Raw genomic sequence first — 17,991 nt, 5'->3', positions numbered from 1 at the left:
CACTTCGTTAGCTCTCTTGCCAAGCAAACCGATACCCAATCCCCGGCTCCGTCAATATATACCGAGGTCTTGCCGGATCTGTTTCGATCTTCTTCCGCAAATGTCCTACATATACCCGTAGGTACTGACTGTCAGATTCATACTGCTGACCGCCCCACACTTGCTTGAGCAGCTGCTTATGCGTCATGACACGGCCAGCATTAACCCCAAGCACCTTGAGCAAGTCATACTCGGTTGGCGTTAGCTTCAGCTTCTCCCCGTTGAGCTCGACGCTGCGTTTGGCCAAATCAATGACAAGCTGGTCGAGCTTCAGCACAGGCTCATCGGGTGCTTTGGCTATATGCCGAAGAGCCACACGCATGCGGGCCATGAATTCGCCCATGCCGAATGGCTTCGTCACATAATCGTCTGCGCCGCGATCTAAGGCAGCGACCTTATCATGCTCTTGATCCTGCGCCGTTAAAATAATGATGGGCACATTCGACCACTCTCGAATGCCATCCAGAACCTCCATACCGGTCATATCCGGCAGCCCCAAATCTAACACGATGAGATCCGGCCGGAACATTGCCGCCTGCAGCAAGCCTTCCTGCCCAGTTGCAGCTTCTGCCGTTTCAAATCCGTGGGCGGTTAAGGTGACACGCAATAATTTTCGTATTTGCGCCTCATCATCAATAACTAAAATTTTCGCGCCCATTGTTGTCATGTTTCTCTCCGTCCCTCTTAGCGAATTGCAGACATATAGTCAGAAACTTACCTGCGCTACTGTAATAAAGACAAGCTCAGTTCAATAACTGTACCCTGATGACCATCCTTCCTCGCGCTAGCGCGAATTGAACCGCCATGTGCTTCCACAATACTTCTACAGATCGCAAGCCCAAGCCCCGTGCCAGGAATATGCTTCGTACGATCACCTCGATAGAATTTCTCGAATACCCGTTCCCTATCAGCTGGAAGAATGCCCGCCCCTTCATCTGCAATCGTCAAACTCAGCATATCGCCGTCCTTCTCCGCTTCAATACAAATTTCGCTTCCTTCAGGCGAGTACTTGATGGCATTGCTGATTACATTCATCAGCACTTGTTCCATAAGAACTTCATCCAGCGGAACGGAAGGCAGATCCGGATCAATAGCTATGTTCACAACTCTATTGTGCAGAGCATCCTTCAACTGTGTTAAGGCGACGCCGACTACATCTTCGATCCCACACCACATTTTATTTAAGCGCAGCATACCGCTTTCAATCCGAACCATGCCGAGCAAATTCCCCACAAGTCTATTCATGCGCGTAGCACCCTCACGCGTCGTCAGCAATAATTCTCGCCGATCATCGGGACTAAAGACGTCCTCTCCCTCGAGCAATCCTGTTACGGACCCAATAATTGTTGCCAGTGGCGTACGCAATTCATGGGAGAGCGAATCCAACAAAGCTGTGCGTAGCTTCTCCGACTCAACAGTCAATTGCGCCACTTTGGCCTCATCCGCCAGTTTGACTCGCGAGATCGCAACAGCCATTAGATCCGAGAGAGCCTCGATGATCCGAATAAGCTCTGGCATCTCGGACATTAATCGATCGCGAACTTGTACAGCGAGCACGCCATGTACCTGCTGATCTGTCGCTAAGGGGACATACAGATCCGATGATTCACTCAATGTACGAGTCCCTCTACCCGCAATCGTATTGTTACGGTTCACCCAGCCAGCGATAGTTAGGTGGGCTTCATCATTGGACCAATCTCCACTATCCTTCGAAGAAGCTTCTACCTGCTGTTCGCCATGTTGATTTGGCAAAATGATAGCAGCCTTCGCATCAAGTGTATCGGCAACATGCTGTAGAATCTGCTTTAGCAAAATGTCTAGGTCTGAAATCGCAGTAATCTTGCGGCTTAATGCATACAGCGCAGCGGTATTCGCTTCTTTCTGCTGCGCCTGTTGGAATTGATTTCTAAGCTTTGAAGCAAGGCTTGACGTAAGGCCAGCCACACATAAGAACACTACAAAGGTTAGGATATAACGCAAATCAGCGACTGTAAGACTGAGTCGCGGTGGAACAAAGAAGAAATCAAAGGCTAAAACACCTAATGCCGCAGCAAAAAAAGAAGGTCCTCTCCCCCATCGAACAGCACTAAACAGAACTGGAAATAAGTAGAGAAGCGATATATTGACGAGATCAAAGAAAAAATCAAAACCTTTTAAAAATATCGTCAACAGGACGATAAAAAGTGCAGTTACAGCATACGATTGCCAGTTTGCATGTTCTTTTTTTGGAGTTTCCATAAGGTTTAGTTTACCTTATTTCTCGAAATTTGACACGAATCATAATCGGCAACAATGAGTACATCCATTGTGCTTGCATGCGGCAAAAGCTTTTGGACGATAGCATCTTTCCAAACGATGATTTGTGTAGCTCCGGCGTTACTTGCTTTCGTCGCAAAAACACGGGGAATTTGGTTGCGATTCACTACCTCTTGATAGGAGAATTCGCCTCCCAAGCGAATGGTCAGCTTTTCTAACGCTTCTTGCTTTGGCTTCCAATCTTCATAGGTAGGCCGAGCCGCTATTAAGGTTACATGCCAAGCTGCTTTAAGCCGATGCGCAATGCGAAACCCCCGCCGAATTAAGCGATCCGCCTGCGAAATTTCCGTCACACACACGTAAATGACTTCTTTCCGCCGCCATGGACCACGCAGAGAGCTCTTACGCTCCATCGACTCCAAGCGTTCATCAACATCATCCGCAATTTCACGCAGCGCCAATTCACGCAAAGCGATCAGATTTCCCGTCTTAAAAAAGTTATTTAACGCCTGATCTACTTTGACCATCGCATAAATCTTGCCGTCTTTCATCCGCAGCTGCAGCGCTTCTGGGGACACGTCAATTAACTGAACTTCATCTGCAATACGCAGCAGACTATCTGGTACGGTTTCCCTCACGCGAATACCCGTTATATGCTCAACGGCATCATTCAGACTCTCCAAGTGCTGAACGTTGACAGTCGAGATAACCGAGATGCCAGCTTCCAGAATTTCCAGCACATCTTCATAACGTTTCTTATTCTTACTTCCTGGTACGTTCGTATGTGCAAGCTCATCCACTAAGACTACTTCAGGTCGCAGACGAATAATGGCTTCTGTATCCATCTCCTCCAGTCTTACGCCTTGATATTGGTTTACTGCTCGCGGCACAATGTCAAGATCACCCACTTGCTGGGTCGTCTCTTTTCTTCCATGGGTTTCAAGCAAACCTATCTTCACATCAATCCCCTTCTTAAGCAGATCATTGCCTTCCCGCAGCATCGTGTACGTTTTACCGACACCAGGCGCAGCGCCAATGTACACCTTGAATCTGCCTCGTCTGATTTTTTCGATTTTCGCCTCCACTTCTTGTGTGCTCAGACGTCTATATTTGTAAGGCTCCTTGGGCGTGTGAATATGAGCAGGCAGAATACGCTCTCCCTCTTGAGAAGCACGATCGGCTATCAAAAACACATCGATATTTTTGGTTCTTTCTAACACACCATTGATAACGGAGCCTTGTAAAAAAGTTTGCCATCTCGTTTGTTTGGAATGCCCTAACACAATACGTGTAACATGATTGGCGTTCGCATAGTCCACTAAAATCCGAGGAATGCAGCGGCGATAAGTAAGCGGCAGCTCTTCAAATTTACCTCCTACTTTCTCTACAAGCTTCATAATGGACCTTCGAAATGCAGCCGCTTCTTTGGTAAGTGTTTTACCTTGTTTACGCAGCGTGACTACATGCAGATCGCCATTCAATCGCTTCGCGATTTGTTGACCACGACGTACATAAATGGATCCATTCCAATGATATTGCGTTGTAACTAGTATACGTTCCGTCGCTCCGGATGGCCCTTGAAACCCCATTTGTTCACGATGTGCTTCCAAAGAATCATTGACATCCTCGGCAACTAGACGGAGAGCTAATTCTCGCAGCACACCTAAATTACCGCGTTTAAATAAGGCTGCATCTTTGTTTCCCTTTAGATGCCCCTCTTCTAGCCGCGTTAAAATCGTTTCCGGCGTTGCATCTATGAGTCTCACCTCATCGGCCAGTTCTAAGGTATCAGAGGGAACGCAGTGACCCACTTCAATACCTGTCAGTTTATGAGCAACCTCCATCGTCCCTTCTAGCTCATAGACATTCACCGTGCTGATCACGCTTATATCGTGCGAGAGTAAATATTTAATATCTTCGAGCCTAGTTGGGAATTGAGCACCCTCTCGGTTCTGATGAGCAAGCCCATCAACGAGAACAACTTCAGGGTTTCTTTCGAGTAAGGCATCCAAGTTCAGATCCTTTTGTTCCACGCCGTCTTTCATCCAATGAATGCTTGGTACTCTCTCCAAATCCCCTAATTGTTCCACGGTTTCCGGTCGTTGGAGCGTCGAAACCGCACAAATAACCACATCGATCCCTTGCCCCTTGAGATTATGACCTTCACGCAGCATGTGATATGTTTTACCAGATCCGCTAACCGCCCCGATATAAATTTTCAAGCTGCCGCGGTGCAGTTTGGAGATGGATAATAGAATCTCTTCTGGTGTTTTTCTTTTGAAACCATCCATCATGGTGGCCTCCTTCCCTCTCTCTAAAAAGTGCAGAAACCACTCTCATATCGAGAGTGGCACCCTGCTTACTTTACAATTTCACTTGTTTAAGCAGTTCACTATTTAATTCAGTCACATTGACTCTTGGTTCCCCAAAAATGCCAAGCTGCCGCTCTTTTGACATGCGGTCAATTAAATCATTAAGCTCGTTCGCGGTGATCCCGGTTTCCTTACTAATTCTTGGAACTTGGGCTTTCGCTCCTTCTGGTGACAAGTCCGGATCAAAGCCTGAGCCAGAAACAGTAACTAAATCTGCCGGAATTTCAGTTAGCGTAGGATTTTCAGCCTTTAACGCGGCAATTTTCTCTGCCATTGCCGCTGCATAATCGCTGGAAGCTACCACTGTATTGGAGCCAGATGATGCTGTAGGGTCATACTTGGCTGCCGATTCTCTTGGATGGAACAGCTTTGGAGACTCGAAGTTTTGAGCCAGCAATTCCGATCCAATAACCGTACCGCCTGATTCTATGAGACTGCCATTTGCTTGTTTGGGAAATAAAACTTGAGCCACCCCTGTCGTAGCAAGTGGATAAATAAGTCCACAGACGATCATGAACAATAACGATACACGAACAGCTATCATAACCGATTTCATAAAATGATCTCCTCGTTTCTCTATCTCTTTACACGATGTTTAAGCCATGAAGTACCATATCAATGATTTTAATCCCGATAAAAGGTACAACCACACCACCGATACCGTAGAGCAAAATATTACGTGACAACAGCCTATCAGCCGACATCGCCCGGTACTTAACACCCTTCATTGCAATGGGAATCAACAGCGGGATGATGATAGCATTGAAAATTAAAGCAGATAGAATGGCCGATTCTGGTGATGCCAGATTCATAATATTCAAGGCCTGCAGCTGCGGCATAGCTAGAATGAACATCGCAGGAATGATCGCGAAGTATTTAGCAATGTCGTTGGCGATCGAGAACGTCGTCAAAGCCCCACGAGTGATCAGTAATTGTTTACCAATAGAGATCACCGATAGCAGCTTGGTCGGATCGGAATCCAGATCGATCATATTAGCCGCCTCTTTGGCAGCCATCGTCCCTGAATTCATCGCGAGTCCTACATCCGCTTGTGCAAGTGCAGGCGCATCATTCGTGCCGTCGCCTGTCATGGCAACGAGTTTGCCTTCCTGCTGTTCTTTCTTGATTGCGGCAATTTTATCTTCCGGCTTCGCTTCAGCAATAAACTCATCTACACCAGCCTCGAGTGCAATCGTTGCAGCCGTAAGTGGGTTATCCCCTGTACACATCACAGTTTTGATACCCATTGCGCGAAGTTCCGCAAAACGTTCCTTCAAGCCCGGTTTTACCGTATCCTTAAGGTAAATAACACCATAGATTCGCTCGTTAATCGCAACTGCGAGTGGCGTGCCTCCTGCTTTCGCGATTCGGTTCGTTATCGCTTCTAAATCAGCTGGAATTTTACCACCATGCGCAGTAACATAGTTCTTGATCGCATCAACCGCACCTTTGCGGAATTTCACACCGTCTGCTAGATCAAGTCCCGACATCCTCGTTTCTGCGGTGAACTCCACGACTTCTGCATCCGAGTAGTGATCCGCTTGCCAAGACTCGCCAAGTTTATTGGCAAGCTCAACAATGGAACGTCCTTCTGGTGTTTCATCCTTCACTGAGGCTTGCAGCGCTGCAAACGTAATGTCTTTCACAGATTTACCACCCACGGGCACAAACTCGGCAGCCATACGATTCCCGAAAGTAATCGTCCCCGTTTTATCCAGAATCATCGTATCGATATCACCAGCCGCTTCAACAGCCTTACCCGACATCGCCAGCACGTTAAACTGCGTCACACGATCCATCCCAGCGATACCAATCGCGGATAGGAGCCCGCCGATTGTGGTCGGAATGAGACATACGAGCAGCGCAATCAGCGTGGAGATCTCTAATTTTACGTTCAAATACGATGCCATTGGAACCATCGTCATAATGACAATTAAGAAGATCAATGTCAGTACAGCAAGCAGCGTTGTTAAAGCAATTTCGTTCGGCGTTTTCTGCCGTTTGGCACCTTCGACGAGCGCAATCATACGATCCAAGAATGATTCGCCGGGATCCGTCAACACTTTGACAACGATATAGTCAGAGGCTACCCGTGTACCGCCTGTCACAGATGAGAAATCGCCGCCTGCTTCCTTAATTACCGGAGCAGATTCCCCAGTAATCGCTGATTCATCAATAGAGGCCAAACCCTCAATAATTTCACCATCGGAGGGGATAAGCTCTCCAATTTCAATGCGTACTACATCACCTTTGCGAAGCGAAGTCGAAGACACTTGCTTATAAGTGCCATCCTTTTGAACTAAGCGAGCCATCGTATCGGATTTCGTCTTCCTGAGGGAATCAGCCTGCGCCTTACCTCGACCTTCCGCCAACGCTTCAGCAAAGTTAGCGAATAGTAAGGTAAACAGCAAGATCAAGAACACTGCGATGTTATACCCCCGCCCTACTTCCGAGCTGCCAAACAACTCGGGTGCAAGAGAAAGCAGAAGGGTAATCACCGTGCCGATTTCCACCACGAACATGACCGGATTCTTCATCATGATCCAAGGATTTAATTTTTTGAACGAATCCACGATAGCTTGATTCACAATATCTTTAGTTAATGTTTTTTTACGTTCCACAGTCCAATCAATCCTCCATCTCTATTACGTCTATCCGTTTAACGCGCCGCCAAATGTTCAGCAATCGGCCCCAGTGCCAGCGCCGGGAAGAACGTTAGAGCACCAATAACTAGAATAATCATGATCATAATGCCCATAAATAAAGGCGTATTCGTCCGAAGTGTTCCCGTCGTAACAGGTACGACTCGCTTCGTAGCAAGTGATCCCGCAATGGCCAGCATCGCGATAATCGAAATGTAACGACCAAACAGCATCACCATACCAATGCCCAAATTGTAGAAGTTCGTGTTCGCGGTCAGGCCGCCAAAGGCCGAGCCATTATTAGCTGCACCCGATGTGAAGGCATACAACACCTCTGAGAGACCATGCGTGCCCTGGTTAGCGATAGAATGAATAGATTCAGGGCGAATCAGCGCCCAAGCTGTCGGTGCGAGAATGATCAGCGGATGGGTAAGAATCGCGATGGCCGCTAATTTAATCTCTTTCCCTTCAATCTTTTTACCTAAAAACTCTGGCGTACGCCCTACCATTAACCCGCAGATAAACACGGATAAAATCAAGTAAAGCAAGCCGTTTAACAAGCCTACTCCTTTACCGCCGAACACATTGTTCAACATCATTTGGGCAAAAGGAACAATGCTTCCGAGAGGCGTAAGCGACTCATGCATATTGTTGACACTGCCTGTTGTTGCAGCTGTGGTCACGGCTGTAAATAACGCAGATTCGGACGCTCCGAATCGTACTTCTTTGCCTTCCATATTCCCATGTACGCCTAACGCATCTACTGCAGGCACACCTTTGTATTCAGCATAGAAAACCGTAGCAACCATAACTACGAAAATAATCCCCATCGCTGCAAAGATCGTCCAGCCTTGCTTCTTGTTCTTGATCATGAGTCCAAATGCGTACACCAGTGAGGTAGGTAGAAGCATCATACAAATAATGTGGATCAAGTTGGCAACAGGTGTTGGATTTTCAAAAGGATGCGCGGCATTCGTGCCGAACCAACCACCACCGTTGGTGCCTATGTGTTTAATAGATTCAAAAGAAGCAACTAAACCACGAGTAATGGTTTGCCCAGCACCTTCAATGGTTGTAGCATGTACGGCACCCAGTAGAGTTTGTGGAACACCTTGAAAAACTAGGACCAAAGCAACAATGAAGCTAAGTGGCAGGAATACGCGTGTAATCGCCCTAGTTATGTCCACATAGAAATTCCCTAGATTATCTTGACGGCCAACTAAACCGCGCGTGAAGGCAACCGCAATAGCAAATCCAGTTGCTGCCGAAGTAAACATCGGGAACGTAAGCCCCACCATTTGTGACAAATAGGACATGGCATTTTCACCGCTGTAAGCTTGCCAGTTCGTATTGGTAATGAAAGAAACAGCTGTATTGAAAGCGAGTGCCGGAGGCATATTACCTATACCATCAGGATTAAGCGGTAAGTATTTCTGAAGCCGAAATACAGCGTACATAAGAAGCATCATCACAAAGTTAACTAACAGGACAGCTCCTACATACTTTTTCCACCCCATGGCTTCGTCTTCTTTAACACCCATGATGCGATAAAATACACGCTCGAAAGGACCAAAAACACGATCAAGGCCACTCTTCTCATAGCCAAACACTTTTACCAAGTAGATGCCCACAGGCTTTACCAAAAGCATGATAATCCCCAGTGTAATAACTACTTGTAATAATCCCATACCCATAGTAGGTTCTCCCCTTGCTTACGTAATCTCATATTCTACAATTAAAATTTCTCTGGCTTCACTAAAACAAAACCAAGATACACCATAATGGCACATGCAATAAGTCCGATAACAATCATCTGATTGCCTCCTAACGTTTTTCTTGAAAAACGACTTCGTAAACTTACGCTTATGCTTTCTCACAATATTTTGCAAATCCCCAAAAGCCTAGAAAAGTTACTGCAAATAATAAGATCATTGTTACATCGTTGTACACGGACACACCTCCTTGATGGATGCTCCTGAGTCTGTTGTATCTACTTGGATAATTCGCTTCGCCCCTAGACCCTTTAACTTGATTCTCTCCATCTTGTTGTTTGTTAATGCAACAAAAGGAATTCCTACCAATTTCGTATGTTTCATAAACGCCTCGCCTGCCTTGGTTGGCGCAGCTATCAGCAAAAAATCACTTTGCATGACGATCACCGCCCCCTTTCCTGAAACATTGTAACGCCGATCCATATAAAAAGGGGGTAAAGAAACTATGGCATCGGTATAAAAAAAGTATAAAAATATGGATTCTCTTATCCACCTATCCAAGTTAAATCAAAAAAGCACCTCCCCACTCAATGACTAGTGGTTGGAGGTGCTCTTTGAATTGTAATCTAGCTTTCTCTCTTAGAAAGAGATATACGCCCCAGAATGCTCAAATAAATAAGTGCGATTGGATAGATAACTTAGTTCTTGTTCACTTGCAGTTGATAAGTTCTCTAGCTTTTCCGATAAATTCGTTAGTGCAGTTGCCATTAAATGAGATCGTACTTCTCCCCATGCCTCTTGTTTCTGATGAACATATTGTAAACCATCTTGAAGAGGAAGACCTTTGAGCTTCTGAAATACTGACGCCCATTGAACGAAATCCCCTTTCAGATTGCCGCATGGAATCACGAATTGCCCTAAACCGCATGTTCCGAGATTCGTTGAAATCGTCAGTATACCGCAATGACAGTCGGTGCCATGCCCAGGCTGCAGTTTATCGGATAATTCACAATCAAATCGAAAACATTCAATACGGATAATCTTGCATTCCTTGATAAGTTCGGTACATTCGTCAGATTCTCTCACTAGAGTCAGGGGTTCGGGATACATAATAGATTCACTCTCCTCAAAATATGAACAACAAAAAGAAGCCAAAGAGCAGAGAATCTCTACTATCGGGCTTCGAAACAGCGTGAATAAACGCGCTGTGGACGGCACGAAAAGAAGGTCGTTCTCTCCCAATGCGCCTACGAGGTTAGCTGTCGGATTCGGGCTTGGAAGTGCCCTACCCTAGCAAGCTGCGCTTGCTAAAGATTCACCCCGAGAAACCGATGCTGTATCCTATCGGTTCTTCTGGTTCCCCCGTTTCCCTTACGGGAATTCAGCGTTTTGCTTTAAATGATCTGTTGTTGATCCGAATATTACGCCTCATAGCCAAGAAAGTAAAACGGCGTGTAGGGACTCTATTTCTTATTTTTCAGCTAATTCAGCAAATAAAATTGGATCCAAACTATCCAAACATTCATTTTCGATATAAATGCTTCAGCTTGCTTCCGTTTTTGGCGATTCGTAGCCATCAACCTCTAATCCCACGGCTTCGAGACTATCAGTGGATTTGCATTTTTATTGTATTTTTATACGTTAGCTATGGATTCTTTACCCCCTTTTTATAAGGTTCAATCATACAATTATACCTATCAGATGGCGCTCATCAAGCAAAGTGACTTTTTGCAATTCTACTGTTTCAAACAAAGCGTCAGAAGGAGAAATGTCATGACTTCCACCTCCCGATACTATTTAGGAACCCTACCGCATTTGTTGAATCCAATCGATTTAGATTACGAGTGGTTCGGTGTCTTATGGCTAGAAGAGGAACATCATTTTCCTATCATTGTTGGTTACTGGTTTTCTAAAGAAAAGTCCGAGATTATACATGATGCTATCCAGTCAGGGTTTTCAACATGGACCGAAATATCCGATCATCAAACCATAATGAGAATGTATGAGTCCATAAGAAACAAACAGAAAAAACAGGATTGGGAGAGGCGGACTCGCTTATCCATCCGTACGATTTTCAAATCACCCTGGAGTGAAGTTTCCTCTGGATTGTATATCATCAAATCGCGGGAGACGTACCCCCTTCATGTTTCAGCCATTCTCAAGAAGAAATTCTTTGTATGGTTGGAACATGCCGCCGTCTGTGAAACCGAGGCAGAGCTTCGTGGGTTTATGCAACGGGTAAGTGAGGAGCATCAGATGGAAACATGAATGAAAAAAGGTAGCCCTACTCTGAAGTAAGGGCTACCTTTTCCAGTTTATCTCAGGAATTAATTCGATAATTTCAGACTAATTGATGCTGAGGGCGGAGTCCAACCCGTACCAAGTCGATAAAATCGACTTGCACACCTGCCGCCAGTGCACCCCCACCCGAACTATCGAGCATTCACGCTACTTTTTCAAATGATATGGCACGGTCGTCACAACCAAATTCCGCTTATACAGCAGGAACGCCCTTATCAGTAAACTGGACTGATTATGGAGGATGTTATGCCAATTCTTCTTAGGAATAAACTGTGGAATGATCACGGTCACCCGGAAGTTCGATTCCGAGGCCTTGTGTTCAACCGTGTCGATGAATTTGGTCAGCGGGTGAACAATGCTTCGATAATGGGAGTGCAGCGTGACCAAACGCACATCGGGCTGCCACTTTTGCCATTTCTCCTCGAACTTTTTCTCATCGTCCCGTTCAAAAGCCACATACACCGCAATAATTTGATCGGGTGACAGCGACTTGGCATAGTTCAACGAATTCTCCACCACATGTGTGAAGCCGGCTACAGGTACAATCATGACATTCCCTTCAATCTTTATGGCAGGTTCACAAGAAGAGAGTCGCAATTGTTCAGCGATCGCATCGTAATGCTTTTTGATTTGATGAAAAATGAAAACGATGAGCGGCAGGAAAATGAGCACACTCCAAACTTGTCCAAACTTGGTGATAAAGAAAATCATCATGACGATGAAGCTCATGAATGCCCCTACCAAGTTGACCGTTAATTTGAGCAGCCAACCTCTCGGCTTCTCCCTAAACCATTTCACCAGCATGCCTGTCTGTGCGAGCGTAAAGGGGATGAACACCCCGACAGCATAGAGCGGGATTAACTGTTCGGTCTGCCCTTTGAACACGATAATTAATAGCATAGAGGTCACAGCTAGGAAGATAATCCCGTTCGAATAGCCCAATCTGTCGCCGCGCATCGTAAACATTCTAGCGATAAATTTATCTTTGGCCAAATTCACCGCGAGCAAAGGAAATGCGGAATAGCCCGTATTCGCGGCGAGCACAAGAATCATCGCGGTTGTACCTTGGACGATATAATACATCAGTCCTCGGCCAAATGTCACCGTCGCAATCTGAGAAACAACAGTTTCCTTCTCGGCCGGGGCAATGCCGTAGTAGTAGGCCAAGTAGATGATGCCGGCGAACAAAATCGCCAATAGCAAGCCCATGGCCATTAATGTTTTGGAAGCATTGTTCGGGGCAGGCGTCTTAAAGTTCGGAATGGCATTGGATATCGCCTCAACCCCTGTTAATGCCGAGCTGCCTGAGGAGAAGGCTCTTAACAAGATGAATAAGGAAATGCCCGCAACTGGTGTCCCCAAGGGCGTATGCAAATCAGGAGAAATTTCACCTGTAAGGATCTTAAATAAACCAATACCTATCAGGACTAACAATGCGATCACAAACAAATACACGGGATACGCCAAGATGGAGGCCGATTCCGTGATTCCGCGCAGATTGAGGATCGTGATAAACAATACGAGTGCCAGAGCAATCGGTACGGTGTAGCTGTGTAAGCTTGGAAAAGCTGAGGTGATCGCATCGGTACCCGCGGATATACTAACCGCTACCGTCAGGATGTAATCGACCAGTAAGGATCCGCCCGCAAACAACCCTGCGTTCATCCCCAGGTTCTCCTTCGAGACGACATAAGCACCTCCCCCTTGCGGGTAAGCGAAGATGATTTGTCGATAGGACAAAATAAGAGCTACTAAGAGAAACAGAACACCGCAAGCAATAGGGATTGTATACCAGAACGCCGCTGCGCTAATCGTTATTAAGACAATTAGAATCTGCTCTGGGCCATAGGCTACCGAGGAGAGTGCATCGGAGGAAAGAATCGCCAACGCTTTCTTTTTATTTAACTTCTGCTCGCCTAATTCATGGGACTTCAAGGGCTGGCCTATTAACAAACGCTTCAAAACAGTCAACAATGTGCGTACACCACCTTGATGTGATAAGTTCGTCTCAGTTTGCCCTATTTCTTGAAATCCATTATAAATACTGGAAACGCCATAGAAAAAAGAACATTAGAATAATGCTCTAATGTTCAGAAAAGGTTCGAATTTTATTGATTGGTTAGACGATTTCCACATCAATCAGCTTAAATTGAGTCACATCCACCAACCCGCGATTCGAAATGCGAATTTCGGGAATCACAGGCAGAGCAATGAGGGAAAACGTCATGAACGGCGCGTTCATAGCACAGCCGATGTGCTGCCATGCTTTGTCCATCTGCGCGACTTCCTTGACGACTTCAGGCAATGTTTTCTCTGACATCAGGCCTGCAATGGTCATCTGGACCTGAGCCAGCACTTTGCCATTCTCCACAACAATCATCCCGCCGCCAAGCTTCACCAGTTCATTCGCAGCGAACGCCATATCCGCTTCATCAATCCCCATCACAAGCAGATTGTGACTGTCATGGGCCACCGTAGAGGCTACCGCGCCAGACTTCACGCCAAAGCCATGGGCAAAAGCAAGTGAAATTTGACCTGTGCCATGATGCCGCTCGATACAGGCCAGGCGAATAATGTCTTGCTCCACATCCGGCAGGATGATGCCTTGTAGAATGTCGAGCTCTGCCGTCATCTTCTCGGTTCTGGCACTATTTTCGATCACGCGGATCACATTGACTTTCGTTTTCTCCTGCTCGTTAGCCGCCCTAAGCTTAAAGTCCTCCGCCGTCAGCTCCCGCTTCACGTTCATCGAATTGCGAATATGAGCCGGGTACGTAAACACAGGGAATTCGACAGCCAGCTCGCCTTGCTCCGCAATGATTTGACCATCTGTTATAACCATGGAAGGCTCCATCTTCTGCAGATCTTCCATTAACAGAATGTCAGCACATTTCCCCGGAGTGATCGATCCCACATCATGCTCCAGCTTAAAATAACGTGCCACATTGATCGTGACCATTTGGATTGCGGTAACTGGTTGAACGCCTTCTTCTATCGCGCGTCGTGCTACATGATTGAGATGCCCTTTCTCCACGAGCGTTTGCGGGTTCACGTCATCGGTAACGAGTGAGATATTGGACGTATTGACGCCATCCTCGGTGACAATCTTGATGACCTCTTTGACATCATGCCATGCAGAGCCTTCCCGAATCATGAGGTGCATCCCCATGCGAACTTTATGCAAGCCTTGCTCGCGGGTAACCGTCTCGTGATCCGATGTAACGCCAGATGCGAGATAAGCTTGCAGCATACGATCATCGTCACTCGGGAAATGTCCCGTAACTGTCTTCCCGCTTTGCAGTGTAGCTTCGATTTCTCCGCACATTTTGGGATCTCCGAACACAACACCTGGGAAATTCATCACTTCACCCAGACCTACTACATTGTCCCATTGCAGTCCTGCTTGAATATCGGCTACCTCTAAGACAGCGCCGCCATCTTCCAAATCATTCGTTGCTGGCACACAGGAAGGGAAGGTCGTGAATACTTTGAGCGGCAACTGCTGTCCCTCTTCATGCATGAGTCTGACCCCTTCTGAGCCGAACACATTCGCAATCTCATGTGGGTCCATGAAAATCCCCGTCGTCCCTTTGACAATCGCCGCTTTGGCAAATTCCGTCACGGAAAGCATCGTGCTTTCCACATGCATGTGGCCGTCCAGCAGGCCTGGCACCATGTATTTCCCTTTCGCATCGATCACGACCGTCTTCTCCCCGATCGTATGACCAGCCCTTCCTATGAAAGCAATTCGTCCAGCAGCAATCGCGACATCCATATGGGCAATCAGCTCACCAGAATGCACATTGACTAAGGTACCATTTTGAATAACAAGATCAGCAGCTTCTGCTCCTATTGCAACTTTAGCCAGTATGTGGCTGACGTCAGTTAATTTATTTCGATTTGAGGTATACGTCATAGATTTCGTTCTCCTTTACTCCTACATGAGCATCCATTTCAATACATAAATGTACTCCTTAATGTATGTCTGAGCAACTTGTAACTATTTCTTCTAACGGATACCCTATACATTCATCATGTATACTTATTTTTCAAATGCTCCGAAACTGACGTAAAAGAGAATGCCTCCAACATGTTTGCAAGCTTAGCCTTGGTACCTTTAATATTGTAGTAATGAATAAAATGCTCCTTGCTGGGAAGCTCCAGCTTATGTTCTCTCGCATCAATTTCACGCGGATGCAGATAAACAATGGAACGCTTCCCTCGGCGATTAGCAGATTGAATGGCTTTTCGAATAATGAATTCGGGGAAAAACCTAAAGTAAAAACCGCCGGAATAACCCACATTTCTCCCAGCAACTCGCATGACAGACATCGGAACCTCGAAGAGATTAAGTTCTCTACCGTTCACTATTGGCTTATGAATCTCCGTCTTTGCTGTAGGAATCCCATAAAGAAAAGTTTTCACTGGAAAAATACTAGCGTCATACACGAGGCCAAGCTCTTCTAATACTTCAAGGTAGTGGAGGTTGCTTTCAACGATCGACCATGACGGCGCCCGATACCCGAGTACTTTCGTTCCGGTTAGATCTTCAAGAATATCAACTGATTTTTGGACATCCGCACGAAACTCTTCTCTGGTTTGCTTGTAGGCTAATTCGTGGGCATACCCATGAGAGGCGACATCATGACCTTCACGCGCAATAGCCTTCACGATATCCGGGTAATCCTCTCCAATACAGCCTAGTGTGAAAAACGTCGCTTTACATTTCGCATCGCTGCACATCTGAAGCAAGGTATCCATATGGGCTCGGAAACTAGAACCCTTCGTGCGATCCGGCGTCACCTGGTCGTAATTCGCATGAAACCATTCTTCAATATCAAATGTGAGTAGATTCGTGATCTGTTTGGAAGAATTAGACATGCTTCTTACTCCCCTTGATGGCGAATGATGTGCATAACCGATCGTGCACGTTCCACTCTGCACTTCCTTTCGAAACGTAAGAGAAAGGATGATAGATCTTTAAGAACTCTATATGCTCAAATCCGTGCTCTATGAGCACTTTCTTTAATTCATCCATAGCGTACATGCGATCGAATTTTTTGGTTTTCTCGAACAATCGGAGCACTTTCCTCTGCCAGGACCTGCGGTGCAAAGTTTCAATAAGCAGAGTCCCTCCCGGCTTGGTCACCCTAGCCAATTCCGCAATAACCGCTCGATACCGTTCGATTAGTTGAATAACGCCAATACACAGCACGAGGTCAAACTTACCCTCTTCAAAGTGTAGAGCCGTTAGATCATCTGACGATGTCCGAAGGCCTCTTTCCGCGGCAAAGGCAAGGCTTCTCTCCGAAAAATCCACCCCGTAAACCGTGTTTGACCCAACGAGAGGTTCACTAAATGCACCTACGCCACAGCCGGCATCCAATATCTCTTTGTTGTGAAGCTCTCCGAGCCAACCTAATGTATGATTTCGCTGCAGAAAGAAACTTTCCTCATTATAGTAGTCAGAGGATTGTACGGAAGCGCCATGAACCTCTGCCCTCTTGTCAAAATACTGCTTCCAGCTAAGATTAGCCATGCTCTATTTCCCCCGTTTGTCATGTCACATATTGTTGGTTGGTTACGGCATTAGATACTTAATGAGCTGCTTACCTACTGGTTCTGTCACCATGTTAGGCATTCTCTTCCAGAGTTCGATGAAGAAACGCAGCTTTTCTTTATCTGGAGGCCCCGCCTCTTTATTGGTGCTGCCCATCACGAAATATGTGAGTTGCTCGGCAGCAGCCCCCCATTGTTCTTTGTACTTATACGTGCCTGAACCGGTTTGTGAACGACCGAGATCAAGCTGCTTTAGCCCGCTTCTTATCCCGAATTTCACGGCTTCCCAGTACATAAAGTTATTGAGATATTTGTGATTATACGCCGTCAAATTCGCACCATAGGGATAATAAAGTGTGGAGTCCCCCGGACTTATTAATAGCAGCATCCCACCAGCTACCTCACCTGTCTCTGCATCTAGGACGGTTTGCAGCACCGCGTGCTCAGGAAAATAGTCAAAGAATCTTTGGAAAAATCGGATATCTTGCGCTGGTGAACCCAACTGCTTCATTCGCCGAACATAGACCTTATGAAACCGTGCCAGATTCCCTATGTCATAAGAAACCTGAAACCAGTTGTTCTTGTAGACCTTCCGGATATGGTTTCGATTATTGCGAGTGGAGAGGGATAGAACCTCATCTTCATTGGTTAATGGCAGTACGAACGTGTGATTGATGTCGTTTATTTGCCTATGAGCTGTATCCAATTGCTTAAGCACCGGAGACAACTGCTTGCCTTCGCTCAGCATCATACCATTCTTAAATCTCAACTCGATGTAACGGAGACGGTATTTCTCCTTTAGCTGAACGATGGCATCCATAGCAAATTGCGAGGCTTCCTCATTCAGGGCACACACATCTGTATAATTGACAAAGGGGAGCGAAACGCCTACCCGCTTGAGTCCTAAGTTGCGACCACTCGTTAATGGAATTAATGCGCAAATCTGGCCACTTTGATTAACCACAGCATGATACAAGCATTGATAGCCAAACGTCTCGAGCAGAATCTGTCTAAATGACAACGTATGAAAAATGGTCCCCTGAGACCATGCCAGCCTGTCCCAGTCTTCCTTCATGTCTTCGGTATAGGGCACACAACGGTACATGCAGA

15 protein-coding genes and 1 riboswitch are annotated in these 17,991 nt (G+C 46.2%); of the genes, 1 reads left to right on the top strand and 14 read right to left on the bottom strand.

The features are described from left to right. Positions 1 to 7: 7 nt before the first annotated feature. The 9 genes from ACSQ8O_RS07340 to ACSQ8O_RS07300 form a co-directional block, all read right to left on the bottom strand. Complete coding sequence (locus ACSQ8O_RS07340; RefSeq protein ID WP_436241035.1) at positions 8 to 706, bottom strand: response regulator; 699 nt, start codon at positions 704 to 706, stop codon at positions 8 to 10. A 56-nt stretch (positions 707 to 762) separates the two neighbouring features. After that, complete coding sequence (locus ACSQ8O_RS07335) at positions 763 to 2,277, bottom strand: DUF4118 domain-containing protein (RefSeq protein ID WP_436241034.1); 1,515 nt, start codon at positions 2,275 to 2,277, stop codon at positions 763 to 765. A gap of 5 nt (positions 2,278 to 2,282) precedes the next feature. Then, positions 2,283 to 4,586 (bottom strand): histidine kinase, encoded by a 2,304-nt coding sequence (locus tag ACSQ8O_RS07330; RefSeq protein WP_436241967.1) that lies wholly within the window; start codon positions 4,584 to 4,586, stop codon positions 2,283 to 2,285. Positions 4,587 to 4,659: 73 nt separating this feature from the next. Beyond that, the gene (gene kdpC / locus ACSQ8O_RS07325) at positions 4,660 to 5,223 is read right to left on the bottom strand and encodes a potassium-transporting ATPase subunit KdpC (RefSeq protein WP_436241033.1); all 564 of its coding nucleotides are present in this window, start codon (positions 5,221 to 5,223) and stop codon (positions 4,660 to 4,662) included. A 28-nt stretch (positions 5,224 to 5,251) separates the two neighbouring features. Then, positions 5,252 to 7,288, bottom strand: a complete 2,037-nt coding sequence (gene kdpB, locus ACSQ8O_RS07320) for a potassium-transporting ATPase subunit KdpB (RefSeq protein WP_436241032.1) — start codon at positions 7,286 to 7,288, stop codon at positions 5,252 to 5,254. Positions 7,289 to 7,326: 38 nt separating this feature from the next. Further along, positions 7,327 to 8,997, bottom strand: coding sequence for a potassium-transporting ATPase subunit KdpA (gene kdpA / locus ACSQ8O_RS07315; protein WP_436241966.1), 1,671 nt, complete (start codon positions 8,995 to 8,997; stop codon positions 7,327 to 7,329). Positions 8,998 to 9,044: 47 nt separating this feature from the next. Next, positions 9,045 to 9,122, bottom strand: a complete 78-nt coding sequence (locus tag ACSQ8O_RS07310; RefSeq protein WP_436241965.1) for a potassium-transporting ATPase subunit F — start codon at positions 9,120 to 9,122, stop codon at positions 9,045 to 9,047. Positions 9,123 to 9,243: 121 nt separating this feature from the next. After that, positions 9,244 to 9,459 carry a hypothetical protein gene (locus tag ACSQ8O_RS07305; RefSeq protein ID WP_436241031.1) on the bottom strand — a complete coding sequence of 72 codons (216 nt, stop codon included), beginning with the start codon at positions 9,457 to 9,459 and terminating at the stop codon, positions 9,244 to 9,246. A gap of 201 nt (positions 9,460 to 9,660) precedes the next feature. Continuing rightward, positions 9,661 to 10,131, bottom strand: coding sequence for a hypothetical protein (locus ACSQ8O_RS07300; RefSeq protein ID WP_436241030.1), 471 nt, complete (start codon positions 10,129 to 10,131; stop codon positions 9,661 to 9,663). A 118-nt stretch (positions 10,132 to 10,249) separates the two neighbouring features. Further along, positions 10,250 to 10,418, bottom strand: a riboswitch (cyclic di-AMP (ydaO/yuaA leader). 376 nt (positions 10,419 to 10,794) lie between these two features. Here ACSQ8O_RS07300 and ACSQ8O_RS07295 point away from each other — a divergent pair. Beyond that, entirely contained in the window at positions 10,795 to 11,289 is a 495-nt protein-coding gene (locus tag ACSQ8O_RS07295) for a hypothetical protein (protein ID WP_056608857.1), read from the top strand. Positions 11,290 to 11,469: 180 nt separating this feature from the next. Here ACSQ8O_RS07295 and ACSQ8O_RS07290 read toward each other — a convergent pair whose 3' ends face one another. The 5 genes from ACSQ8O_RS07290 to ACSQ8O_RS07270 form a co-directional block, all read right to left on the bottom strand. Next, positions 11,470 to 13,296 (bottom strand): APC family permease, encoded by a 1,827-nt coding sequence (locus ACSQ8O_RS07290; RefSeq protein ID WP_436241029.1) that lies wholly within the window; start codon positions 13,294 to 13,296, stop codon positions 11,470 to 11,472. A 145-nt stretch (positions 13,297 to 13,441) separates the two neighbouring features. Beyond that, positions 13,442 to 15,238 carry an adenine deaminase gene (gene ade, locus ACSQ8O_RS07285; RefSeq protein ID WP_436241028.1) on the bottom strand — a complete coding sequence of 599 codons (1,797 nt, stop codon included), beginning with the start codon at positions 15,236 to 15,238 and terminating at the stop codon, positions 13,442 to 13,444. A gap of 116 nt (positions 15,239 to 15,354) precedes the next feature. Continuing rightward, positions 15,355 to 16,203 (bottom strand): DUF3473 domain-containing protein, encoded by an 849-nt coding sequence (locus ACSQ8O_RS07280; RefSeq protein WP_436241027.1) that lies wholly within the window; start codon positions 16,201 to 16,203, stop codon positions 15,355 to 15,357. Continuing rightward, positions 16,196 to 16,861 carry a methyltransferase domain-containing protein gene (locus ACSQ8O_RS07275; RefSeq protein ID WP_436241026.1) on the bottom strand — a complete coding sequence of 222 codons (666 nt, stop codon included), beginning with the start codon at positions 16,859 to 16,861 and terminating at the stop codon, positions 16,196 to 16,198. Before ACSQ8O_RS07275 ends, ACSQ8O_RS07280 begins: the two co-directional genes overlap by 8 nt. Before the next feature lie 42 nt (positions 16,862 to 16,903). Beyond that, positions 16,904 to 17,986: a GNAT family N-acetyltransferase gene (locus tag ACSQ8O_RS07270; protein ID WP_436241025.1), complete on the bottom strand. Its 1,083-nt coding sequence runs from the start codon at positions 17,984 to 17,986 to the stop codon at positions 16,904 to 16,906. Positions 17,987 to 17,991 lie beyond the last annotated feature (5 nt).

Origin of the sequence: Paenibacillus sp. LjRoot56 (assembly GCF_964253335.1) — a bacterium.
Classification (GTDB): domain Bacteria; phylum Bacillota; class Bacilli; order Paenibacillales; family NBRC-103111; genus Paenibacillus_E; species Paenibacillus_E allorhizoplanae.
The sequence above is the reverse complement of the archived record's forward strand: the minus strand, read 5'-3'. Positions and strand labels throughout refer to the sequence as shown.

Coding starts and splice junctions, on each gene's coding strand:
- ACSQ8O_RS07340 (WP_436241035.1), bottom strand. CDS start 706: ATGACAACAATGGGCGCGAAAATTTTAGTTATTGATGATGAGGCGCAA.
- ACSQ8O_RS07335 (WP_436241034.1), bottom strand. CDS start 2,277: ATGGAAACTCCAAAAAAAGAACATGCAAACTGGCAATCGTATGCTGTA.
- ACSQ8O_RS07330 (WP_436241967.1), bottom strand. CDS start 4,586: ATGGATGGTTTCAAAAGAAAAACACCAGAAGAGATTCTATTATCCATC.
- kdpC (WP_436241033.1), bottom strand. CDS start 5,223: ATGAAATCGGTTATGATAGCTGTTCGTGTATCGTTATTGTTCATGATC.
- kdpA (WP_436241966.1), bottom strand. CDS start 8,997: ATGGGATTATTACAAGTAGTTATTACACTGGGGATTATCATGCTTTTG.
- ACSQ8O_RS07310 (WP_436241965.1), bottom strand. CDS start 9,122: ATGATTGTTATCGGACTTATTGCATGTGCCATTATGGTGTATCTTGGT.
- ACSQ8O_RS07305 (WP_436241031.1), bottom strand. CDS start 9,459: ATGCAAAGTGATTTTTTGCTGATAGCTGCGCCAACCAAGGCAGGCGAG.
- ACSQ8O_RS07300 (WP_436241030.1), bottom strand. CDS start 10,131: ATGTATCCCGAACCCCTGACTCTAGTGAGAGAATCTGACGAATGTACC.
- ACSQ8O_RS07295 (WP_056608857.1), top strand. CDS start 10,795: ATGACTTCCACCTCCCGATACTATTTAGGAACCCTACCGCATTTGTTG.
- ade (WP_436241028.1), bottom strand. CDS start 15,238: ATGACGTATACCTCAAATCGAAATAAATTAACTGACGTCAGCCACATA.
- ACSQ8O_RS07280 (WP_436241027.1), bottom strand. CDS start 16,203: ATGTCTAATTCTTCCAAACAGATCACGAATCTACTCACATTTGATATT.
- ACSQ8O_RS07275 (WP_436241026.1), bottom strand. CDS start 16,861: ATGGCTAATCTTAGCTGGAAGCAGTATTTTGACAAGAGGGCAGAGGTT.
- ACSQ8O_RS07270 (WP_436241025.1), bottom strand. CDS start 17,986: ATGTACCGTTGTGTGCCCTATACCGAAGACATGAAGGAAGACTGGGAC.